The 19,499-nt window shown below is 39.4% G+C and carries 13 protein-coding genes; 5 read left to right on the top strand and 8 right to left on the bottom strand.

Going from position 1 to position 19,499, the window contains the following annotated elements; translation table 11 throughout:
* Position 1 precedes the first annotated feature (1 nt).
* Positions 2-994: an aldo/keto reductase gene (locus AC4IF5_RS07390; RefSeq protein ID WP_490733124.1), complete on the bottom strand. Its 993-nt coding sequence runs from the start codon at positions 992-994 to the stop codon at positions 2-4.
* Between the two features lie 225 nt (positions 995-1,219).
* Between AC4IF5_RS07390 and AC4IF5_RS07385 the strand changes: the two genes are divergently transcribed.
* The 3 genes from AC4IF5_RS07385 to AC4IF5_RS07375 all read left to right on the top strand — a co-directional run bounded on the left by AC4IF5_RS07385 (position 1,220) and on the right by AC4IF5_RS07375 (position 5,671).
* Entirely contained in the window at positions 1,220-2,488 is a 1,269-nt protein-coding gene (locus AC4IF5_RS07385; RefSeq protein ID WP_490733122.1) for an NAD(P)/FAD-dependent oxidoreductase, read from the top strand.
* Positions 2,489-2,547: 59 nt separating this feature from the next.
* Entirely contained in the window at positions 2,548-3,540 is a 993-nt protein-coding gene (locus AC4IF5_RS07380) for an SDR family oxidoreductase (protein WP_490733120.1), read from the top strand.
* Between the two features lie 283 nt (positions 3,541-3,823).
* Entirely contained in the window at positions 3,824-5,671 is a 1,848-nt protein-coding gene (locus tag AC4IF5_RS07375; protein ID WP_490733118.1) for a chloride channel protein, read from the top strand.
* Between the two features lie 223 nt (positions 5,672-5,894).
* On the opposite strand, the gene AC4IF5_RS07370 is transcribed toward AC4IF5_RS07375, so the two are convergent.
* The 7 genes from AC4IF5_RS07370 to AC4IF5_RS07340 form a co-directional block, all read right to left on the bottom strand.
* The gene (locus AC4IF5_RS07370) at positions 5,895-6,839 is read right to left on the bottom strand and encodes an aldo/keto reductase (protein ID WP_490733116.1); all 945 of its coding nucleotides are present in this window, start codon (positions 6,837-6,839) and stop codon (positions 5,895-5,897) included.
* A gap of 298 nt (positions 6,840-7,137) precedes the next feature.
* Complete coding sequence (locus tag AC4IF5_RS07365) at positions 7,138-8,949, bottom strand: hypothetical protein (protein WP_490733114.1); 1,812 nt, start codon at positions 8,947-8,949, stop codon at positions 7,138-7,140.
* Positions 8,950-9,203: 254 nt separating this feature from the next.
* Entirely contained in the window at positions 9,204-10,352 is a 1,149-nt protein-coding gene (locus AC4IF5_RS07360) for an efflux RND transporter periplasmic adaptor subunit (protein WP_490733112.1), read from the bottom strand.
* Positions 10,353-10,359: 7 nt separating this feature from the next.
* Complete coding sequence (locus tag AC4IF5_RS07355) at positions 10,360-14,697, bottom strand: CusA/CzcA family heavy metal efflux RND transporter (RefSeq protein ID WP_490733110.1); 4,338 nt, start codon at positions 14,695-14,697, stop codon at positions 10,360-10,362.
* A gap of 145 nt (positions 14,698-14,842) precedes the next feature.
* The gene (locus AC4IF5_RS07350) at positions 14,843-15,205 is read right to left on the bottom strand and encodes a hypothetical protein (protein ID WP_490733109.1); all 363 of its coding nucleotides are present in this window, start codon (positions 15,203-15,205) and stop codon (positions 14,843-14,845) included.
* Positions 15,206-15,399: 194 nt separating this feature from the next.
* Positions 15,400-16,008 (bottom strand): hypothetical protein, encoded by a 609-nt coding sequence (locus AC4IF5_RS07345; protein ID WP_490733107.1) that lies wholly within the window; start codon positions 16,006-16,008, stop codon positions 15,400-15,402.
* A gap of 631 nt (positions 16,009-16,639) precedes the next feature.
* Entirely contained in the window at positions 16,640-17,422 is a 783-nt protein-coding gene (locus tag AC4IF5_RS07340) for a helix-turn-helix domain-containing protein (protein WP_490733105.1), read from the bottom strand.
* A 71-nt stretch (positions 17,423-17,493) separates the two neighbouring features.
* Here AC4IF5_RS07340 and AC4IF5_RS07335 point away from each other — a divergent pair, with 71 nt between their 5' ends.
* Together AC4IF5_RS07335 and AC4IF5_RS07330 are read left to right on the top strand one after the other, a co-directional pair.
* Positions 17,494-18,699, top strand: a complete 1,206-nt coding sequence (locus AC4IF5_RS07335; protein WP_490733103.1) for a CynX/NimT family MFS transporter — start codon at positions 17,494-17,496, stop codon at positions 18,697-18,699.
* 138 nt (positions 18,700-18,837) lie between these two features.
* Positions 18,838-19,401 carry a hypothetical protein gene (locus AC4IF5_RS07330; RefSeq protein ID WP_490733101.1) on the top strand — a complete coding sequence of 188 codons (564 nt, stop codon included), beginning with the start codon at positions 18,838-18,840 and terminating at the stop codon, positions 19,399-19,401.
* Positions 19,402-19,499 lie beyond the last annotated feature (98 nt).

Genomic DNA, 19,499 nt, shown 5'->3' with positions numbered 1-19,499 from the left:
ATCAGGAGCCCGGAACCTGTGCTTTTTCATAGATCAGACCTTCAGCTTTCAGTTCCTGCCAAAATTCAGATGGAATATCCTTTTGCAGGGCTTTCCAATTGTCATGTACCTGTTCTGTGCGGCTTGCCCCCGGAATGATAGAAGCAAATTCATCGGCAGCGAGTACAAAATGAAGCGCCGCATCAATGATATCCGTATTATATTTTTGGGCAATGGAAGCTATTCTTTCACGCTTTTTATCCATTCCTTTCGGGATAACGTCCTTGTAATTATAACGTTCTCTACCTGCGATATATCCTGAATTGTATCCGGCTCCTGAAACCAGCTTTACGCCAGCCTTTTTCACGGCGGGAAGAAGCCTGTCCACAGCATCTTCATGCTCCAGTATAGAATATTGGGTAGCTGAAAGACAGATATCAGGATCAGCAGACTCAATACAGTCTAAAATAGGTTCTATTTTGTTGACACCCATTCCCCAGGCTTTGATGATGCCCTGGTCACGGAGTTCAGACAGAACTTTAAAAGCGCCTTTTCTTGCCTGTTCCAGAAAATAGGGATAGCGGTCTCCTACCTGATCTTCAGACAGGTCATGAATATAAACAATATCAATATGATTCAAACCGGTTCTTTCCAGGCTGTCTGCAATAGATCTTTTGACAGCATCAGCCGTATAATCATGCCGGAAATCGTAATTCAGTGGATTTTTCCACATGGTAGGTGGTACCTCAGATTCTGGAACTTCATGAAACAGTCTGCCTACCTTGGTTGAAAAAATAAAATCTTTCCTGTTCTGATCCTTCAGGAAACTTCCAAATCTTCTTTCGCTCCTGGTGAGACCATACCAGGGAGAAGTATCATAATATCTGATCCCGGTATTCCAGGCCGCCTGCAGTATTTCATAAGCCTGCTCATCTGTTATATCTTCAAAAGCTGTACCTATAGCTACCCCACCGATTCCCAGTAGGTGTTTTTCTGTTAAAACATCTGTTTTCATATGAATATATTTAAAGTGTTGGATACTTAAGCAGGCAACAAACATCGTGCAGATTTGGTTATACACATTAAAAAGAATAATTGCTTTCTGTACTGGAAACCCTTATTGAAGAGTGATATTAAGCGTGTTTTGTAATTTGTTACATTATGTTAAATATTTGCTTCTGAGCTTCTTTGGTCCTGTTATTGAATGAAATACAATATACCATTTCAATATCCACTTAATATGAAAAAGCACGTTCTAATCGTAGGAGGAGGATTTGCAGGCATTAATCTTATCAAATCTCTCAAAAACGACAACAGGTTCAGAATAACCCTGGTCGATAAAAATAATTACCATTTTTTTCCGCCACTGATCTATCAGGTAGCGACTTCCTTTATAGAAGCTTCCAATATCAGCTATCCTTTCAGGAAACTGTTCTCGAATAATAAAAATGTGAGATTTCATATGGGAAGTCTGACCAGGGTAAACCCTGGAAACAAAACAATTGAAACTGACACGGGTAATCTGAGCTATGATTATCTGGTTCTTGCATTGGGAACAGAATCCAATTTCTTTGGAATGGAAAACGTACGGAAGCATGCTTTGCCTATGAAAAATATAGACGAAGCGCTCTATCTGCGGAATCATATACTTCTGACATGGGAAGAAGCTGCCCGTAATAAAGACATCAAAGAAGCTGAAAAACTGCAGAATATCGTTATTGCGGGCGGAGGCCCTACAGGCGTTGAGCTGGCAGGAATGCTTGCAGAAATGGGGAAATATATTGCTCGGAGAGAATATCCCGAGATCAGATTAAGCCTTTCCAGCATTTATCTGATTGACGCTTTACCTTCCCTCCTTTCACCGATGAGTCAATTGGCTCAGGAAACTGCCTATGAAAAATTAAAAGAGCTTGGCGTTAAAATTCTTCTGAATGTTTCTGTGAAAGATTATGTCAACTGCAAGGTTATTTTAAGTGACGGAAAAACTATAGAAACAGAAACCCTGATATGGACTTCCGGGGTAATAGGCCGGGAAATTCCGGGGTTGCCGGAAGAAAGTATAGGAAAAGGAAAACGTGTATCTGTGGATGCTTACAATAAAGTGGAAGGCACCACCAATATATATGCATTGGGAGACCTTTGCCTGATGCTCTCAGAAGAAAAATTTCCGAATGGGCATCCTCAGCTCGCGCAGGTGGCGATTCAGCAAGGTAAGAATCTGGCGGCCAATTTCAAACGGATAGAAGACGGCAAAGTATTGGAGCCGTTCCGGTATAATGATAAAGGAAGTATGGCTATTATTTCGAAGTATAATGCTGTAGTGGATCTTCCGAAACATTCCTTTAAAGGCTTTATAGCCTGGCTTACGTGGCTTTTTATTCATATTATCCCTCTTGTCGGGTTCAAAAATAAAGCTCAGCTCGCATTGGACTGGTTTCGCTTGTTCATCACCAATAACCCTTCTATCAGGCTTATCCTTTTACCGAAAAAAAATACGGGAAACGGATGATCATCGATCACAATTATTTTTAATCAATAACAGTCAACCCACACTTAAATCTACATATTATGAAAAATCACAGAAAACCTCCTTTTTTTGGAGAAACAGTTGTCATTACCGGTGCCTCAAGCGGAATTGGTAAAGCTACTGCAGAAGCTTTTGCAGAACAGGGAGCTGATCTTATCCTGGCTGCCCGTAATGAAGAAGCTCTGAATGAAACGGCAGCGCTATGCCGTAAATTTGGAGTATCGGTCATAGCCGTTCCTACGGATGTCTCTGTGGCAGAAGACGTATTACATCTTGTAGACGAAGCGCTTGAGTTCAGTGGTAAGATCGATTATTGGGTCAATAATGCGGGAGTACTGGCCTTTGGAAAGTTTGAGGAAATCCCGTCAGAAATTACAGATCAGATCATCAAAACGAATCTTTTGGGCTATATGCACTGTGCACATGCGGTACTTCCTGTTTTTAAACGGCAGAAAAAGGGAGTTTTGCTTAATAATATCTCTATCGGAGGGTGGATGCCAGCCCCTTACGGAGCAGCTTATACTGCTTCAAAATTTGGGATACGGGGAATGGTAGAAACTTTACAGGGAGAGGTATCAGATTTTCCTGATATTCATATCTGCGCTCTTTATCCCGGATTTCAGAAGTCTTCAGGAATAGAGCATGCCGCTAATTATTCAGGAATAAAGCTCAGTACTCCTCCTCCTTCATTTGATCCCCGTGAACTGGCTGCTTCGATTGTAAAGACAGCCAAGAATCCCACAGAAGTGTCTTATCCGGACTGGTCAGCAGTTGTTTTTAAAAATTTATACGAAATATTTCCCGGACTCATTCGCAATATTTCATCTGCCGGAATGCGGATGATGATGAAAAAAGCCCGTAAAAATGAAAATACGGCAGGTAATGTACTGGCTCCTTCGAAAGGTAATACGGGAATTGACGGGAAGACATTATTTTCTGTTTCTCCTAAGGTATTGACCTGGGCGGGTGCCGGGATTATAGGAGCTGTTGCTGTAGGATTACTGTTTTCTGGGAAAAGCAAAAAAATAGAATGAGAATTTTGTGACGCTGTGGTAAAACAGGCGTAGAATTGAGCCATTAAGGGATAACGAAGTTCTTAGGAAAGCCTAAGCCTTTACAGACGTTCATTGCAAATCAAAGGGGAAGCAATCTCACTTTAAAGTAATGTTGTTCTTACTGCTCTCAAACTTTGATGATCTCTTAATGGTCTAAGGCTCATTGTGCGGCTTAAAAAGGATCTTTTTACAGTCTTTTGTCAGATATTTCATAAATTTACAGTGCTGTATCCAATTGACAACAGCATTAAAATTCTTCCCGGTGAAAATTCACAACAAAAAAAAGTACTTAAGTTTCCTTAAATTTAAAAGAGATTTCCAGAAATACGGATTGGAAAAAGCACGCAGCTATGAGCTTATTCTCCATTGGCTGAACAACAGACTGAGCAGAAATCAATTTCTGGTGCTTTCCGGAATCCTGGTCGGCTGTACGGCCGGTCTTGCCGGAGTGATCCTGAAAACGCTGGTCCATAACATCCATTACTTTATTACTGATAAAGTCCATTTTGAATATCAGGTCCTGTTTTATATCGTTTTTCCTTTTTTAGGAATTGTGCTTACTACAATGATCGTTCTCACCCTATTCAAAGGACAGGACCGGAAAGGAATCGGAGCCATTCTTTATGAAATCGCCCAGAATTCCAGTATTGTGGCTTCCGTTAAAATGTATTCGCAGGTGATCCAGAGTGCGGTTACCGTTGGATTGGGAGGATCTGCAGGGTTGGAAAGTCCTATCGCCGTTACAGGTGCTGCTATTGGTTCAAATTATGCCCAGACGTACAGACTCAGCTATAAGGAACGTACACTGCTTCTGGCTGCGGGAGCGACAGCAGGGATTGCATCGGCTTTTAATGCTCCTATTGCAGGCATCATGTTTGCTTTTGAGATCCTTCTGACAGGAGTTGTGTTTACCGATTTTATTCCGTTGGTAGTAGCTGCAGTCTGTGGCAGCCTTTTATCAAGAATTTTGCTGCAGGAAGATGTTCTTTTCAGATTTTATACAAGAGACCCTTTCAATTATAAAAACGTTCCCTATTATCTTATTCTGGGCCTTGTAACCGGATTGTATGCCCGTTATTTTGTGATCATTTCCCAAAAAGTAGAACATTTTATCAAAGGGCTTCAGCTTTCGAAAATGCGTAAAGCGATGTTTGGAGGGGCGGTACTGTCGTTACTCTGTGTTCTGTTTCCTCCCTTATTCGGGGAAGGATATGAGACGATAAAAGCTTTTACCAATGGGAACACCTATTCGATCATTGAAAACAGTTTTTTCAGGTATTTTGAGATCGGGGACTGGACCATTATTATATTTTTAATTCTGGTACTGCTTTTAAAGGCTTTTGCAACCTCTTTTACCATATTCAGTGGAGGAAACGGAGGAAATTTTGCTCCCTCTCTTTTTGCGGGAGGAACTTTAGGATACTTATTTGCATTGGTTTGCCAGCATATAGGATTTACGGGTGTGCCTGTAACCAACCTTGTTCTGGTGGGAATGGCAGGAGCCATGAGTGGTGTACTGTATGCTCCGCTTACTGCGATATTTCTGATTGCAGAATCCAGCTTTGGGTATGACCTGTTTATTCCTCTGATGATCGTTTCCGTGATGTCTTATCTTATTGCAAAATGGTTCTCTCCTATTTCCCCGGAGCTGAAATCATTGGCTGATGAAGGAAAGATATTCACCAGTAAACATGATAAAAACCTTCTTTTTGCCTTGAGAACAGAAGATTTTATTGATCAGTATTCACAGACCATTCATGAAAATGATTCTATTACAGAGCTCCTCGAGCTGGTAAAGAACGGAAATAAAAATATTTTTGCCGTGGTGGATGATCAGCGAAAGCTGAAAGGCGTACTTACATTAGATGATATAAGACCTTACCTGTTCAATAAAGAGATTGACCCTTTACAAAAGGTTACTCAGGTGATGAAAGCTCCGCCTGCTATACTCTACAGTGAAAATAAACCTCTGGAAATTCTTCAGACCTTTGACGATACAGGTGTCTGGAATCTTCCTATTGTAAGCGCAAATAACGAGTTTATAGGATTTATTTCGAAATCCTCCATCCTGATGAGCTACAGACAGCTTCTGAAGGAATATTCGGATTAATAATACCTTAAAAATGAGGCTGAAGTAATATTTATTTTTAATGGTAAAAAACAAGCATAAAGAGGCTGTCTCAAAAGTCAAATAATTCGGCTTTTGTCATTCTGACGAAGGAAGAATCTCATTGATGGTCAGTTGTTTGAGATTCTTCATTACATTGCATTTCATTCAGAATGACACTTTTGAGACAGCCTCTTTAATTTTAATCTATAATGAAATTTGAAAATTAGTTGCTGGCTTTATTGAGCAGATCGATATCTTCCTTGTCCAATACAAGTTTCGGAGCATTGAATAAGGTTTCGAGCTGTGATGCACTGGTGGCACTTACAAGAGGTGCTGTAATGAGAGGGTTAGCTAATAGCCATGCCAAAGCAACAGTACTTTGAGGTGCGCTGTGCTTCTCTCCTACCTGATCCAACGCTTTTAAAACTTCAAGACCTTTAGGATTTAAATACTTTCTTACGCCTTCTCCCCTTGCACTTTTGGTAAGATCTGCTTCATCACGGTATTTCCCTGTTAAAAATCCTGCAGCCAGTGACCAGTATGGAAATACACTCAAATTGTACCGTTCTGCCAGAGGAGCATAGTTCTTTTCGAACCCCTCCCTTTCCATCAGATTGTAATGAGGCTGCAATGCCACATATTTTGGAAGGTTATTTTTTTCAGCGGCTTCAAATGATGCCTGTAAGCGTTCCGGAGAAAGGTTGGATGCCGCAATATAACGTACTTTACCCGCTTTAATGATCTCATCATACGCTGAAAGGGTCTCTTCCACCGGAGTGGTATCATCATCAAAATGGGTATAATAAATATCGATATGATCTGTCTGAAGTCTTTGCAAGGATTCATCAACTGATTTCAGGATATGCTTTTTACTGATATCATAGCCGTGTTCTTTCGTTTCTGAGCCTACTTTGGTGGCCAGCACGATATCTTTACGGTTGGCACGGCTTTTCATCCACTTTCCGATGATTTCCTCAGATTGCCCGCCTTTTCCGTTTACCCACCAGGAATAAGTATCTGCTGTGTCTACAAAATTAAATCCTGCTTCTGTAAAACGGTCCAGTATATCAAAAGACTGTTTCTCATCCAGCGTCCATCCAAAAACATTACCTCCAAAATTGACAGGAGCTACTGCCAGATCGGTATTTTTGATCTCTCTTTTTTCCATAAAAATAATTTTACTAAGTGACTTCTAAGGTAAGGAATATAAAGGCAGATAAGAATCTAAAATAGCCATTCGCATCATAGTTATTATAAATAGGAGAACCTATGCTTATTGAATTATTAATAGTATAATATGCTGTAATTGTTGGATAAGTGCAATCACACAAAATGTTTAAAGCTGAATGTTGTGACGCGTAAATATTTATCTGAGATAAAAATGAGTTTTGTTTCCTGTTTTTTCAATGTAAAAACAAAAACAGCCTCCGGAGGAAGACTGTTTTTGATCTATCAATTAAAAAATCCTATTGCTTCTCAACCTGAGGAACCTCAATGGCTGTAAGCATTAGCTTGTATTCCTGTAGCTGCAGGTTTATGGCAGACCATCCGCTTTTGAAGAATGACGAAGTTCTGAACAGATTATGGTAATAGTCTATTCCTTCCAGGACATTTTTCTTGAAGGTATTCCACTTTTTAGTCTGGGAACTGGTGATCTGTATGGATGAATCCGTAATTTCCTTTTTTAAATAGTCAATATACATTTTCAGCTCGTTGATAAACATATTGGGACGGCGGTTATCAGAAAGGATATTGGTATTTCCATAGATATGCCGTACCATTTCTGAAAGAGAAACTTCCTTATCAAAAAAAGCGATATTAGGTCCCGGACATATGACAACTCCCTGCTTTTCCCCCCTGATCTCAAGATGCTGCTCCATGTATGCGGAGTTGACCAACCCTACACACAGACAGGCTTTATCCGTGATTTCTGATTTTCTTTTATTAAAAGCTTCTACAGTTAAGGTTTCCCGGGCTTCTTCAAGTTCTTTCAGCTTAATGTCCTGGTATTTCTTAGAAGCGGTACAGGTTCCTTCGGGAGAAAATTCTTTGCTTAATGCAAGCAGCTTCTTTGGGCATGAGCTTCCGTATCTGCCTCTGATTGCTTTTTCGTTCTTCAGCTTTTCGTTGGAAGTGCCTTTAACAGTATTGAAAGGAACGCCTAAAGGCGAAATATTGCTCAGATAGAGGTCTTCTTCTTTAGACTGTAAAAGAAGGTTTCTGGTTTCTGTATCTACAGACGTAGCTTCAGGTACTAACAGAAATGGAGAACCCCATCCTACGCTATCCACGTTATAATGCGTAAGCAGAAATTCATGTTCTTCCGAAGTTCCAACTCCTCCCTGTACTGTAATTTTCATTGCTAAAGGTGTGGAAACAGCAGGTTTTCCTTTCTGTTCCAAAGCGGTGATCATTAATGCATGGGCCGACTGTATCAGTTCATTTTTTTTCTGCTTAAACTCTTCCATGATAGGCCCAAGAAGCATTCCGTCCGTAGCAAACGCATGGCCTCCGCAATTCAATCCGGATTCTATTCTGTATTCTGATACCCACAATCCTTTTTTAGCCAGAAAATTCCCCTGGATCATGGCGGAACGAAAATCGCTGACCTTAAGAATAATTTTCTTTTTTATCCATCCGTTCTCATCCGGGAAAAAGTCTTCGAATTCTTCCATATAGCTGTACAAACGAGGATTCATTCCTGCAGAAAGAACCATGGAAGAAGATAATTTGCTCTGGGCAAACCCACGGAGTGAAGCATGGGCATCATTATACATCACAGGAAGCTGCTCGTTCTTATGATAATTATCCTTATCCACTTTCGTCATGATATTGACGTCAATACTTCCCGGTTTTAAATTGGATTCAATGAAATTTTTAATAGCTGAACTCCAGTTATCCTTTTGATGAATAAAAGCCTGAAGACTGTTCTTCAAATCTGAGGTATTGGGCAGCATCGCCATAAAGTCCTTTAATGCTTCTGCATTTTTGCTGATCTCCTGTTTGAAAGATTCAAATTTTTCATTCACGATATCATCCACCATATCCAGATAAGCAGTAATCCTTTTGGCCCTGTAGTCTTCTGTCTTCGTTGAAATTCCCGAATAGCTGAGATTAAACTTCTTGTTATAGAAATTTTTCATTTTTTCCAGGATCTCATCATCAATAATAGAGATGACAGAAGAAATTCCATATTGGGCAACACGGATCGGGCTGTCTATTGTGTAAGCCAGTCCCATGACCGGAATATGGAAATTGTGCAAAGGTTTTTTTGTCATATTTTTCAATAAAAGTTTTCATTAATACGCTAAAAATCCTTTCAAGCTATTCACTTCTTAAATATATTATTTTAATACGAGCTATGCATTGAATACTATTTTTAATATTAAAAACATGCGAAATATCATTGTTTTATGATTAAATAAAGGTGCGGATGATATTTCTTTGAATGTTTTTCAGCCACAGATGGACGAATAAAATTATTCTGTAGCTACTTTAGGTCAAGTAAAGTTGTATGATAACTTCTCTCCTGCTATTCCGCTTTATTTTTAAGCATCATCAGAAGGCTGTAAGCCCCTTTCTGTACAATTTTTTTATCCTTTAGATAGTCGGCTTTTATAATCTCTGTGAATTGATCATCGGAGATTCCGGTAACGACCGGAAGCATTTTATAGTTTGATTTTCCAAGATCTTCAAAAACATAATTTTTGTTTTCATAAGAAACCACCGCTTCGTTGGGAAGTCCCTGGGTATAACGGCTGCTGATGTTTACTTCAGCATTGATGTACATTCCTTTTACAAACTCAGAATTGGCAGAAGATAGCTTAGCAACAGCTGTAGCAGAACCTCCGGGTTCAATACTCGGAACCACACTGATAATTTTGGCATTGGATTTTATGTCAGGGTTCTGATTATTGTAGACCAGGAGTTCCTGGCCTGCTCTGATATCATTCACATCGTTTTCAAAAACCTTTAATTCCAGCAGCAATCCGGAAGGGTTGATCAGTTCAAATAAAGTATCTGAAGGATTGATATACTGACCGTTATTGACCAGGATTTTGCTTACAAAACCCGTGAACGGAGCATAAATATTGATTCTGCTTCTGATATTTCCGCTGGTCAGTCCTTTAGCATTGATACCGATAATATGGAGCTTTTCTTCAAGCCCTTTTAAGGTGGCATTTAAGGTAGCATAATCTGCCTGCGCGGTTTGCATGGTCTTGTCACTGCTGGCTTTACTTGTGTTAAGGTCTTTCTGGCGGTTGAAATTAAGTCTTGCGGCTTCAAGCTGGGCCTTTGTTACCAGATAATCCTGCTGAAGCTGTATGAATTGAGGATCTTCTACCACTGCCAATACCTGTCCTTTACTGAAACGGCTTCCACTGATCACGTTAATGGCTTTGATATGGCCTCCCATAATGCTTGAAACCGAGCTGATATGGGATGGAGCAATCTCGGCTTTTCCATTCAGCCGTACCAGTTTCTCCATATTCCTGTTTTGAATGGAAGTGGTCGTTAATCCTACAGAATGAAGCTGCTTTTCTGTAAGGTGAATGGTATTTTCAGTGCCTTTCGCAAATTTTGTGTTTTCATAAACGGTCTTCTCCTCTCCTTTTCCTGAACATGAAGATAGAACAAGTACTAAAGCAAGGCTGTATATTGATATTTTTTTGAAATGCATCACGCTGTTATTTTGAAATTAAGAAATTAAGTTCCGCTCCGATCTGATTGAGCCTTTCAAGCTGATCGATATAATCTGCTTTTGTTTTTACTGCCTGGTTGACCAGTATGACCCAGTTCAGATAATCAATTTCCCCTGCTTCCATCTGTTTTTGGGCTGCTTTTAAAATGGCTTCAGATTTTGGGAGCTGTTTCTGTTCGTAGTTTTCAAGAATCCTCTGCTGGTTCATATAGTTGTTCAGCTGTTGTCCCAGCCTGTTTTTGAGTTCGATCTCTTTCCGGTGGTACTGATTTTCAGAAATGGCGATTTTGGATTCTGCAGCTCTGGCCAATGCTCTCTGTCCTTTTGTAAACAATGGAATTCCCACACCTACCTGCACTGAATGGAAACGGTTGCTATTAATGTTCTTCATACTCTGGTTGGTATAGCCTATAAGAAGATCAGGAAGCAGTTTGCTTTTTTCAAGCTGCACTTCTGCCTCTCCCACTTTGATCTGTTGCAGCAGGTACTGAAGCTCAGGATGCTGTTTTACCTTATCTTCTGAAATCTGAAGCGCTACATCCATTACCGGTTTATCAGCGACAGGCTGATAAGGCTGTTCAGACTGAAGAAGCAGCTGAAGCTGAAGTTTTGAGATATTCAGGTCATTTTCTAGGCCGTTCAGCTGTACTTTTACTTGTTCCTTCTGAATTTCAGCGGTCGATTCCTCCAGAATATTGGCTTCTCCTTTTTTTAATCTTAAAGCCGCTTTTTCAGCAAAATTATCGTACAGCTGGCTGATATATTCCAACACCTTTTTCTTTTCCTGAAGGACTAAAATTCTATAAAAAACGTCTGTAACCTCTTTGGTAAGCTGAGTTTTTGTAAGATTCTGGGTAATGATACTTGCCGTCCATTCAGCATCCAGCATCTGCTTTCTTTTTGAATATACCGTAGGAAAGCTGAACCGCTGAGAGACCCCAAATGAATTATCCGTTTCTTCTCCCTGAATCTGTCCAAATCCTCCGGTAACTTCCAGCTGGGGAATGTCCAGGTAGCTGGCCTTTAATTTCTCCTGATATTCAGATATTAATTTTGAATTTTTAAGGGTTCCGTTCTGTTGAAAAGCTTTCTCCAAAGCCTGCTCATAAGTAATATTTTCCTGAGCGTGAAGACTGACGAAAGACAGCAATACCAGGAAAACAGACAATTTTTTAGAATTTATTTTTTTTGAGAATTTCATTTTATTTTTATTAATGTGTTCAAATAAGACGTAGAGAATAGGAAGGACAAATAAGGTTAAAAGCGTTGCCAGCATCAGACCGCCGATAACAACTGTTGCCAAAGGCCTTTGAACTTCAGCTCCTGCCCCGTTGCTTAATGCCATCGGTAAGAATCCTAAAGAAGCTACAAAAGCTGTCATTAAAACCGGACGAAGCCTGATTCTTGTTCCCATCAGTACAATTCTGCTGGTGTTGCGTACTCCGTTATTTTTCAAACGGTTAAACTCTGAGATTAAAACAATTCCGTTAAGCACAGCGACTCCAAATAAGGCAATGAATCCGACTCCTGCACTGATGCTGAAAGGCATACCTCTTAATGCAAGAAAATAAACCCCTCCGATGGCGGATAAAGGAATAGCTGTATAGATCAGCAAACTGTGTTTTACAGAACCGAAAGCAAAGAACAGCAGGAGGAAGATCATCACCAGGGAAATCGGAACTGCAACGCCTAATCTGGCTTTGGCTTCATTTAAATTTTCAAATGTTCCGCCATAGGAAATTGTATATCCGGGAGAGAATTTAAGATCTTTACCCACTTTCTGCTGAAGTTCCTGTACAATGGTCTGTACATCTCTACCTCTTGCATTGAACCCGATGATGATCCTTCTTTTGGTATCTTCTCTCTGGATCTGGTTCGGACTGTTTTTAAGCTCCACTTTGGCCAGCTGTGACAATGGAATCTGCTCTCCGGAAGAAGTGGGAACCAAAAGGTTTTGAATACTTGTAATATCTTTTTTGTGCTCATTATCCATCCGGACCACGATGTCAAACTTTTTCTCTCCTTCGTATAAAGCTCCTGCAGTCTGCCCCGCAAAAGCCATATTGATAACCCTGTTGATATCCGCTACGGAAATATTATAGCGTGACAGCTCTGAACGGTTATAATCAATAACCACCTGTGGTGCGCCTACCACCGGTTCAATATAAAGATCCTGGGCTCCTTTTACCGTATTGATGATGCTTCCCAGCTTTTTAGCATAAATGGTAAGACTGTCGAGATCCTCGCCATAAATTTTACAGACCACATCCTGCCTTGCCCCGGTCATCAGTTCGTTGAAACGCATCTGTACAGGAAACTGAAAACTGGTTGTTAATCCGGGAATAACGCTTAAAGCTTTACTCATTTTTTCAGAAAGCTCCGGGAATGATGTTGCAGATGTCCACTCTTTTTTAGGCTTTAAGACAATGATCATATCTCCGGCATCCATAGGCATTGGCTCCGTAGGAATCTCTGCACTTCCGATCTTTACCACAACTTTCTGTATTTCGGGAAATTGTTTTAGCAGAATACCGGAAGCCTGGGTGGTTACTTTTTTCGTTTCATTGATATTGCTTCCCTGAAGGATTCTCATTTCAACTGCAAAGTCACCTTCTTCCAGGGACGGAATAAATTCACCTCCCATTCTGGATAAGGTGAATACAGCCCCTGCAAAAAGGAGCAGCACGCTCAAAATGATTGTTTTTCTAAATTTCAGTGCCTTCATCAGAAGTTTCTGATGGCCTGTTTCTACTTTGGCCATTACCTTGTCTGAAATCGTTTCTTTTTCTTTTTTCTTTCTGCTCAGCACAAGTGAGCTCATCATCGGAATATAGGTCAGGGAAAGGATGAATGCGCCTATCAATGCAAATGCTACGGTCTGTGCCATGGGTTTGAACATCTTACCTTCAATCCCCTGAAGTGTAAAAATAGGAAGATATACGATCAGGATGATGATCTGTCCAAAAACGGCGCTGTTCACCATTTTTGTCGCTGAACCTGAAACCTGCTCATCCATTTCTTTTTTACTGAGCATATTGTCTTTCCCAAAATGCTTTTTATGGGCCAGCTGATGGAGAACGGCTTCCACAATAATAACAGCACCGTCTACAATAAGACCGAAATCCAAAGCTCCGAGGCTCATAAGGTTTCCGCCCACCCCAAAGATATTCATCATAATGATGGCAAAAAGCATAGCCAGAGGAATGACGGAAGCGACCAGTAAACCGGCTCTGAAGTTTCCGAGGAACAGGACCAGAATAAATACAACGATCAGCGCTCCTTCCATAAGGTTTGTCTTTACCGTACTGATGGTATTATTCACCATTTTGGCACGGTCAAGGAAGGGTTCAATGACAACTCCTTCCGGTAAAGATTCCTGGATCTTTTCCAGTCGCTGCTTGATATTGGCGATCACCTTATTGGCATTTTCACCTTTCAGCATCAGAACAATCGCTCCGGAAACTTCTCCCGTATCATTATAGGTCATTGCTCCGTATCTGGTAGCATATCCAATCTTTACAGAAGCTACGTCCTTAATATGAACAGGAATTCCTTCCCGGGTTTCCGCTACCTGAATACTTCCAATATCTTCAGTACTTCCAAGAAGACCTTCACTGCGGATAAAAAGAACGGTTTCTTTTTTCTCTATATAAGCTCCGCCGGTGTTCTGGTTGTTGTTTTCCAAAGCCGTAAAAACATCATTGATATTGATATTAAATGCCTGAAGCTTGTGGGGATTGATCGCTATTTCGTACTGTTTCAGCTTTCCGCCGAAACTGCTGACATCTGCCACTCCCCTGGTTCCCAGTAACTGGCGCCTTACCACCCAATCCTGAATGGTTCTGAGCTCTGTCTCGTCATAGACATTTTCATATCCTTTTTTGGCTCTTACAACATATTGAAAGATCTCTCCCAATCCTGTAGAAATAGGTCCCAGTTCCGGTTTCCCGATACCTGCGGGAATATTATCCTGAACGAGCTGAAGTCTTTCCTGAACCTGCTGACGGGCCCAATAGACATCGGTATCATCATCAAAAACTACAGTCACCAGAGAAAGTCCGAACCGTGAAAGGCTGCGGAGCTCAGTGATACCACTGATATTACTGGTGGCCTGCTCAATAGGAAATGTGACCAGGCGCTCTATGTCTGCTGCTCCATAAGAAGGAGCTGTGGTAATGATCTGAACCTGATTATTGGTAATGTCAGGCTGAGCATCAATGGGAAGCTTGGTGGTCTCGTAGATTCCAAAAAGGACGAGCCCCGCTGTAAACAGAGCGATGATGAGCTTATTCTTTACAGAAAACTCAATAATTTTATTTAACATGAAAAATGGTTAATTGATAATCCGGAATGCTTTATAAAAGCCTTAAGCTTCCATAGTAACTATAATGCATTACGAATTAATTGATAGATAATAAAATGGGTGCTTCATAGAGATTATAAAGCAGTAATTTTCAATTTAAAATCAATTAAGAAAACCGTGGAGGCTGGAAAATACTGGAAAGGTAAAGGTTTGAGAAATCTTTTTCCTTATAGATACTGTTTTTCTGAGAAGCGGTAACTTCTTTAGGCTTTTGTATTTCAAACGAAAGTTCAGGAAGCTGAGCATGTACTGTCAGTACAATAGGCGGATTGATAAATGGCAGTTTCTGATCCGTATCCCAGTCAGCATCTTGTTTGTGATTGTCATAGTGTTCCATGACAAATTCTGAAAGGCTTCCGTGATATTCCATATAATGTTCCACAAACATAGGCACCTTAAGCACTTCCCCCGCATTGGTGGTAGCCAGCACATACATCATTGAACATAATATGGAGAACCATTTTAACATTGTACTGCAAATATAAGGCTTAAATTTTTTCTGAAAAGGCTGTCAGCATTAATTTTTTAAGAATTTATGGATTCTAAAGAATAGGTAAACAGATATTCCGGATCTCTGAAACATTTCAAGTCAACCATAGTGTTATATTAAGCTGCGAAATTATAAAGCAGATTTTTTCAGAACTTTGACTTCCATCAAAAATTTTAGTCAAAATCTAAAAATCCATCGGTCAGCTGCTTCCACTGGATTTTGGCGATACCCATTATTCCCCCTGCAGCTACTATTATATTTCTGATGATGTCTAACCAGTTTGCGTTGAAATTTGGGGTTTCGTTTCGTCCATACACTGCTGCTTTCAGATGAGTGGAGCTTCTGGAGATCATAAAGGTAGAAGTAGCCCTGGAACTGTAAAAGTGGGCAATATGATTGTTTTTTCCATGTTGTGGGTCCCGGGAGGGCCTACAAGTGAGGGCAACACTTTCTGAGTGTGTATCCTGATAATAGCAGATATCTGTAATTTCTACCCAGTCATATCCCTTTGCTTCCGTTTCCCCGGGGCCGGGAATATTGATCCTGATAAAATCTCCTTTCTGTGGTTCACGGTCAACAGGATTACCACTGGAACTGTAAAGCTTAAAGGCTGCAAAAGCTTCTCCACAATAAGATTTCCATTGATGGATAGAGAAAAATCTTTTTTTCAGAATTTCAAATTTCAACGGGATTAGAGCCGGTTCAAAATGTTTGCTGCTTTCAGTATCATGAAAACCACCGGATCTTTGCTGAGGAACTCCTTTTATTTGCTTTGGTTTCATGTGGTAGGTTTTAGTTAGAACAAATAAATAAAATTTTCCGGTCTTTTTTTATGAGTATAGTCACAAATAAAGATTTGAAGTTAAAATGATCATCAACTCTTTTTATTCAAATGAGGATGCTAAATTATAACTGTTTTAATCATTAAATCATTTTAGGTTGAAATATTTTTTTTTGAAAAAATTAAAAAATATCGCGCAGTTTTTTTTAAGAGAATTTGTGTGTACTTAAAAAAGTCTTATTTATAGGCACCTACAGGTAATTATGATGTCGGATTTCAGAATCTTTAAAGAAAACCGAAAACGAATTAAGGATAATTATTTTTACTTAAAATAAATAATATTTAAAAAAAATACACATGCAATGTGCTGCATAATATAAATTTTGCTTATATTTGTGAATCGAAATAATTTTTTTTCATCATTTGTGTTTTTTTAAGGTCTCCATTTGTGGGGACCTTTTTGTTTTTACTGATTGCATAATTGATATTTTACTGTTTATTTGAAAACGTAAAAATGGTGAATTATAGCTGTAAAATAAAGAAATAAAAGCCTTATTTTAGGAGTATGCAGGAATTTTTAGATTGTTATAAATCCCTTTTGGGTTTTCAATCTGTTGATCTCATTTTTAGTATCATTGAATATTTTTTATAAAATCTGTAGGCCGGAAATTCATTACAGACTGAAAGCTTCGGGTGAATGCCTGTACACTCTTATACCCTACTTCATATGCTGTTTCTGAAATCGTAAAATTTCCTGAGCTCAGAAGTTCCAGACTCTTGATCATGCGAAGTATTTGCTGGTATTTGGTTACAGTAAGTCCCGTTTCTTTTTTGAAGATACGTTCCAGGGTACGCAATGATAATAATGCGGTATCGCTAAGCTCTTCTATTCTGATATCTTCACGGTAATGATGATGAAGGTGCTCAATGACTTTACCGAGACGTTTATCTCCGGGCAGGCAGATATGAAGTTTCAGTGAATGCTCTACGAAATGGGGAAGCTCATTAAAAAGGGCTTTCAGGAACAGGGTTTCATTATGATCTTTTGTGAGCAGTTTCGACCATTTTTCGGCATATTTTATCATTTCCTTCAGAACCGGCGGTACGGAAAACACATTTACTTCATGATAAAAAGTATCTTTTTTTTCCGTATCGGCAAACATGATCATCAGTTTGATCTTTTCAGAATGTGAATTGGTTTTATGGAGGGTATTAGGGGGAATCCATACCGCATAGTTTTGTGGAAGAAGATAGATCCGTTCTTCAATCGTAATATACTGGAAGCCGCTCTCTACGTAAACCAGCTGTCCTTTTTGATGCTGATGAAGAACATCATCATGGATCCAGTTTTCTTCGAACCATACGAAATACGGTTTATTCAGTTCATCGACTTCAATACTATTATTGGTGTTCATGTCGTTTTGGGTTAAAACTTTGGCAAAATTAAACAAAATTGCTGTGTTAATTTTGCATAAAAGTTTTTATTATGATGAAGAATGAAGTAAAAAAGAATGCTTCCTATGTTTTACTGATCATTAATGTACTGATCGTTATCCTGATCTCCAGCAATCTTCGTTCTCCCATTGTTGCGGTGGCACCTGTGCTGGGAGATGTAAGAGAAGCCTTGAATCTGGATAATTTTCAGGTCAGTCTGCTGACCTCTATTCCCCTTTTCATGTTTGCAGCCTGTTCTGTTCTGGTGAGCAGATTTTCAAATACATTTGGGATCAGCAAATTGCTGATGTATTCAGTGATTATTTTAAGTGTAGGATTGTTTCTCCGTATTACGGGCTCTCTTTGGCTGTTGTTTTTAGGGTCTATATTCATAGGATTGGGAATATGTATTGGAAATGTGGTAACTCCCGGCTATGTTAAGAATAATTTTCCAAAGCAGATTGGCCTGATGACCGGTATTTTTGCGGTATCGATGAACCTTACGGCTGCTTTGGCTTCAGGCTTCAGTGTGAAGATCGGAGAATGGACGGGCTCCGGATGGCGTGGCTCTCTGGGAATATGGCTGGTAATTGCGGCTTTAGGATTCCTGGTCTTATTATTGGAGCTTATTTTCAGCAAAAAGAATTCAGATCCATCTAAAGTTGCATTAAGTACTTCCGATTTTAATATGTTTAAGTCTTCCCAGGCATGGAATATCAGTGCTTTCATGGGGCTGCAGTCTTTGTTTTACTATTGTATGGTAGCCTGGCTCCCTTCATTCCTTGCGGATTACAATATGCAGGGTGAGAGCTCCGGTTGGGTACTTTTTGTAATTCAGATTACGATGATCCCTGTCACATTCTGTTGTCCGATTATTGCGAATAAAATGAAAGATCAGCGGATCATGATCCTTTTTATCTGTGCTTTGATGTTGGGAAGTACAATGATGTTCGTATTGCTCAAATCTCAATGGATCTATGTGAATGCCGTCATCATAGGGATCTCCAACGGGTTATCCTTTAGCCTGTCTATCCTGTTTTTTTCCACAAGAACGAAAAGCAGTATCAATGCGGTGAAGATCTCCGGAATGGCACAGTCCGTAGGGTATCTGATCGCTGCCTTTGGTCCTCCGGTATTTGGAAAACTGCATGATTGGGATATTTCCTGGAACAGCTCATTTTATTTTCTGGGTGTCGCCGTGTTGTTGATGTTATTTTTCGGAATGAGAGCTGCGAGAAACAAATGTGTAGAGGATTAATACCCTGATCTCGCCTGAAATTTCTTCAATAGCCATATCTGATTAGTTTTTTCAATTAATTGGCAAATATTTTATATTTTAGTGTAAAATAATACAAAGATCTGTATTTAACAGAAATTTTATTCACATAATTTACAAATGAAAAAAATCATTATTTTAATTTCTGGTGTATTTTGCACATCAGCTATTGCTCAGTCTTCACCACCACCAGCCTTTCAAAAGTCTTCAACAGTTTCGACAACTTCCCGTGGGCTAACTATTAACTCAAGAAGAGGAACATTGGTTGAAAAGCAGATCCATAATCTGTCTAAATTTAAAAATTTAAATATTCAGAAGATCGTGACGAAAGATCTGTCAGATCTTTCATCAGAAAGCCTTCTTGGAATCATGTATGAATATGAAACTTACGACGAAATTTCAAAAAGAACGCTGACTATTGATAAAAAGGAACTGACAAAATTAATCCAGTCCCTTCAAACCCTTTACCAAAAGGAAAATGAAAAAATTGCTCAGGAAACGAAATATAAATTTGTTACGATGAGTAATATTGAGTTTGGAGGAATTTATAGTGAAAATCAAAAAGGCTGGAACAATTATATCAGATTTCCTTCAGCAATCTATCAGCAAAGTTTGAATCAGTTCAGCAAAGATGAACTAAAGGAGTTGATAAAGATTTTAAATAATGCTGAACAAGAGCTCTAAAGACACCTTCTGATACTGAATTTATTAAACCTTATAGGTTTTCGAAACCTATAAGGTTTGTTTGTAAAGCAGACATTGGACAATAGATCTAATTTTAA

The organism is Chryseobacterium sp. UF-290 (assembly GCF_058245615.1).
The sequence above is the reverse complement of the archived record's forward strand: the minus strand, read 5'-3'. Positions and strand labels throughout refer to the sequence as shown.

Bases quoted from the DNA above. Each gene is read 5' to 3' on its own strand.
- AC4IF5_RS07390 (WP_490733124.1), bottom strand. From the start codon at position 994: ATGAAAACAGATGTTTTAACAGAAAAACACCTACTGGGAATCGGTGGG.
- AC4IF5_RS07385 (WP_490733122.1), top strand. From the start codon at position 1,220: ATGAAAAAGCACGTTCTAATCGTAGGAGGAGGATTTGCAGGCATTAAT.
- AC4IF5_RS07380 (WP_490733120.1), top strand. From the start codon at position 2,548: ATGAAAAATCACAGAAAACCTCCTTTTTTTGGAGAAACAGTTGTCATT.
- AC4IF5_RS07370 (WP_490733116.1), bottom strand. From the start codon at position 6,839: ATGGAAAAAAGAGAGATCAAAAATACCGATCTGGCAGTAGCTCCTGTC.
- AC4IF5_RS07365 (WP_490733114.1), bottom strand. From the start codon at position 8,949: ATGACAAAAAAACCTTTGCACAATTTCCATATTCCGGTCATGGGACTG.
- AC4IF5_RS07360 (WP_490733112.1), bottom strand. From the start codon at position 10,352: ATGCATTTCAAAAAAATATCAATATACAGCCTTGCTTTAGTACTTGTT.
- AC4IF5_RS07355 (WP_490733110.1), bottom strand. From the start codon at position 14,697: ATGTTAAATAAAATTATTGAGTTTTCTGTAAAGAATAAGCTCATCATC.
- AC4IF5_RS07350 (WP_490733109.1), bottom strand. From the start codon at position 15,205: ATGTTAAAATGGTTCTCCATATTATGTTCAATGATGTATGTGCTGGCT.
- AC4IF5_RS07345 (WP_490733107.1), bottom strand. From the start codon at position 16,008: ATGAAACCAAAGCAAATAAAAGGAGTTCCTCAGCAAAGATCCGGTGGT.
- AC4IF5_RS07340 (WP_490733105.1), bottom strand. From the start codon at position 17,422: ATGAACACCAATAATAGTATTGAAGTCGATGAACTGAATAAACCGTAT.
- AC4IF5_RS07335 (WP_490733103.1), top strand. From the start codon at position 17,494: ATGATGAAGAATGAAGTAAAAAAGAATGCTTCCTATGTTTTACTGATC.
- AC4IF5_RS07330 (WP_490733101.1), top strand. From the start codon at position 18,838: ATGAAAAAAATCATTATTTTAATTTCTGGTGTATTTTGCACATCAGCT.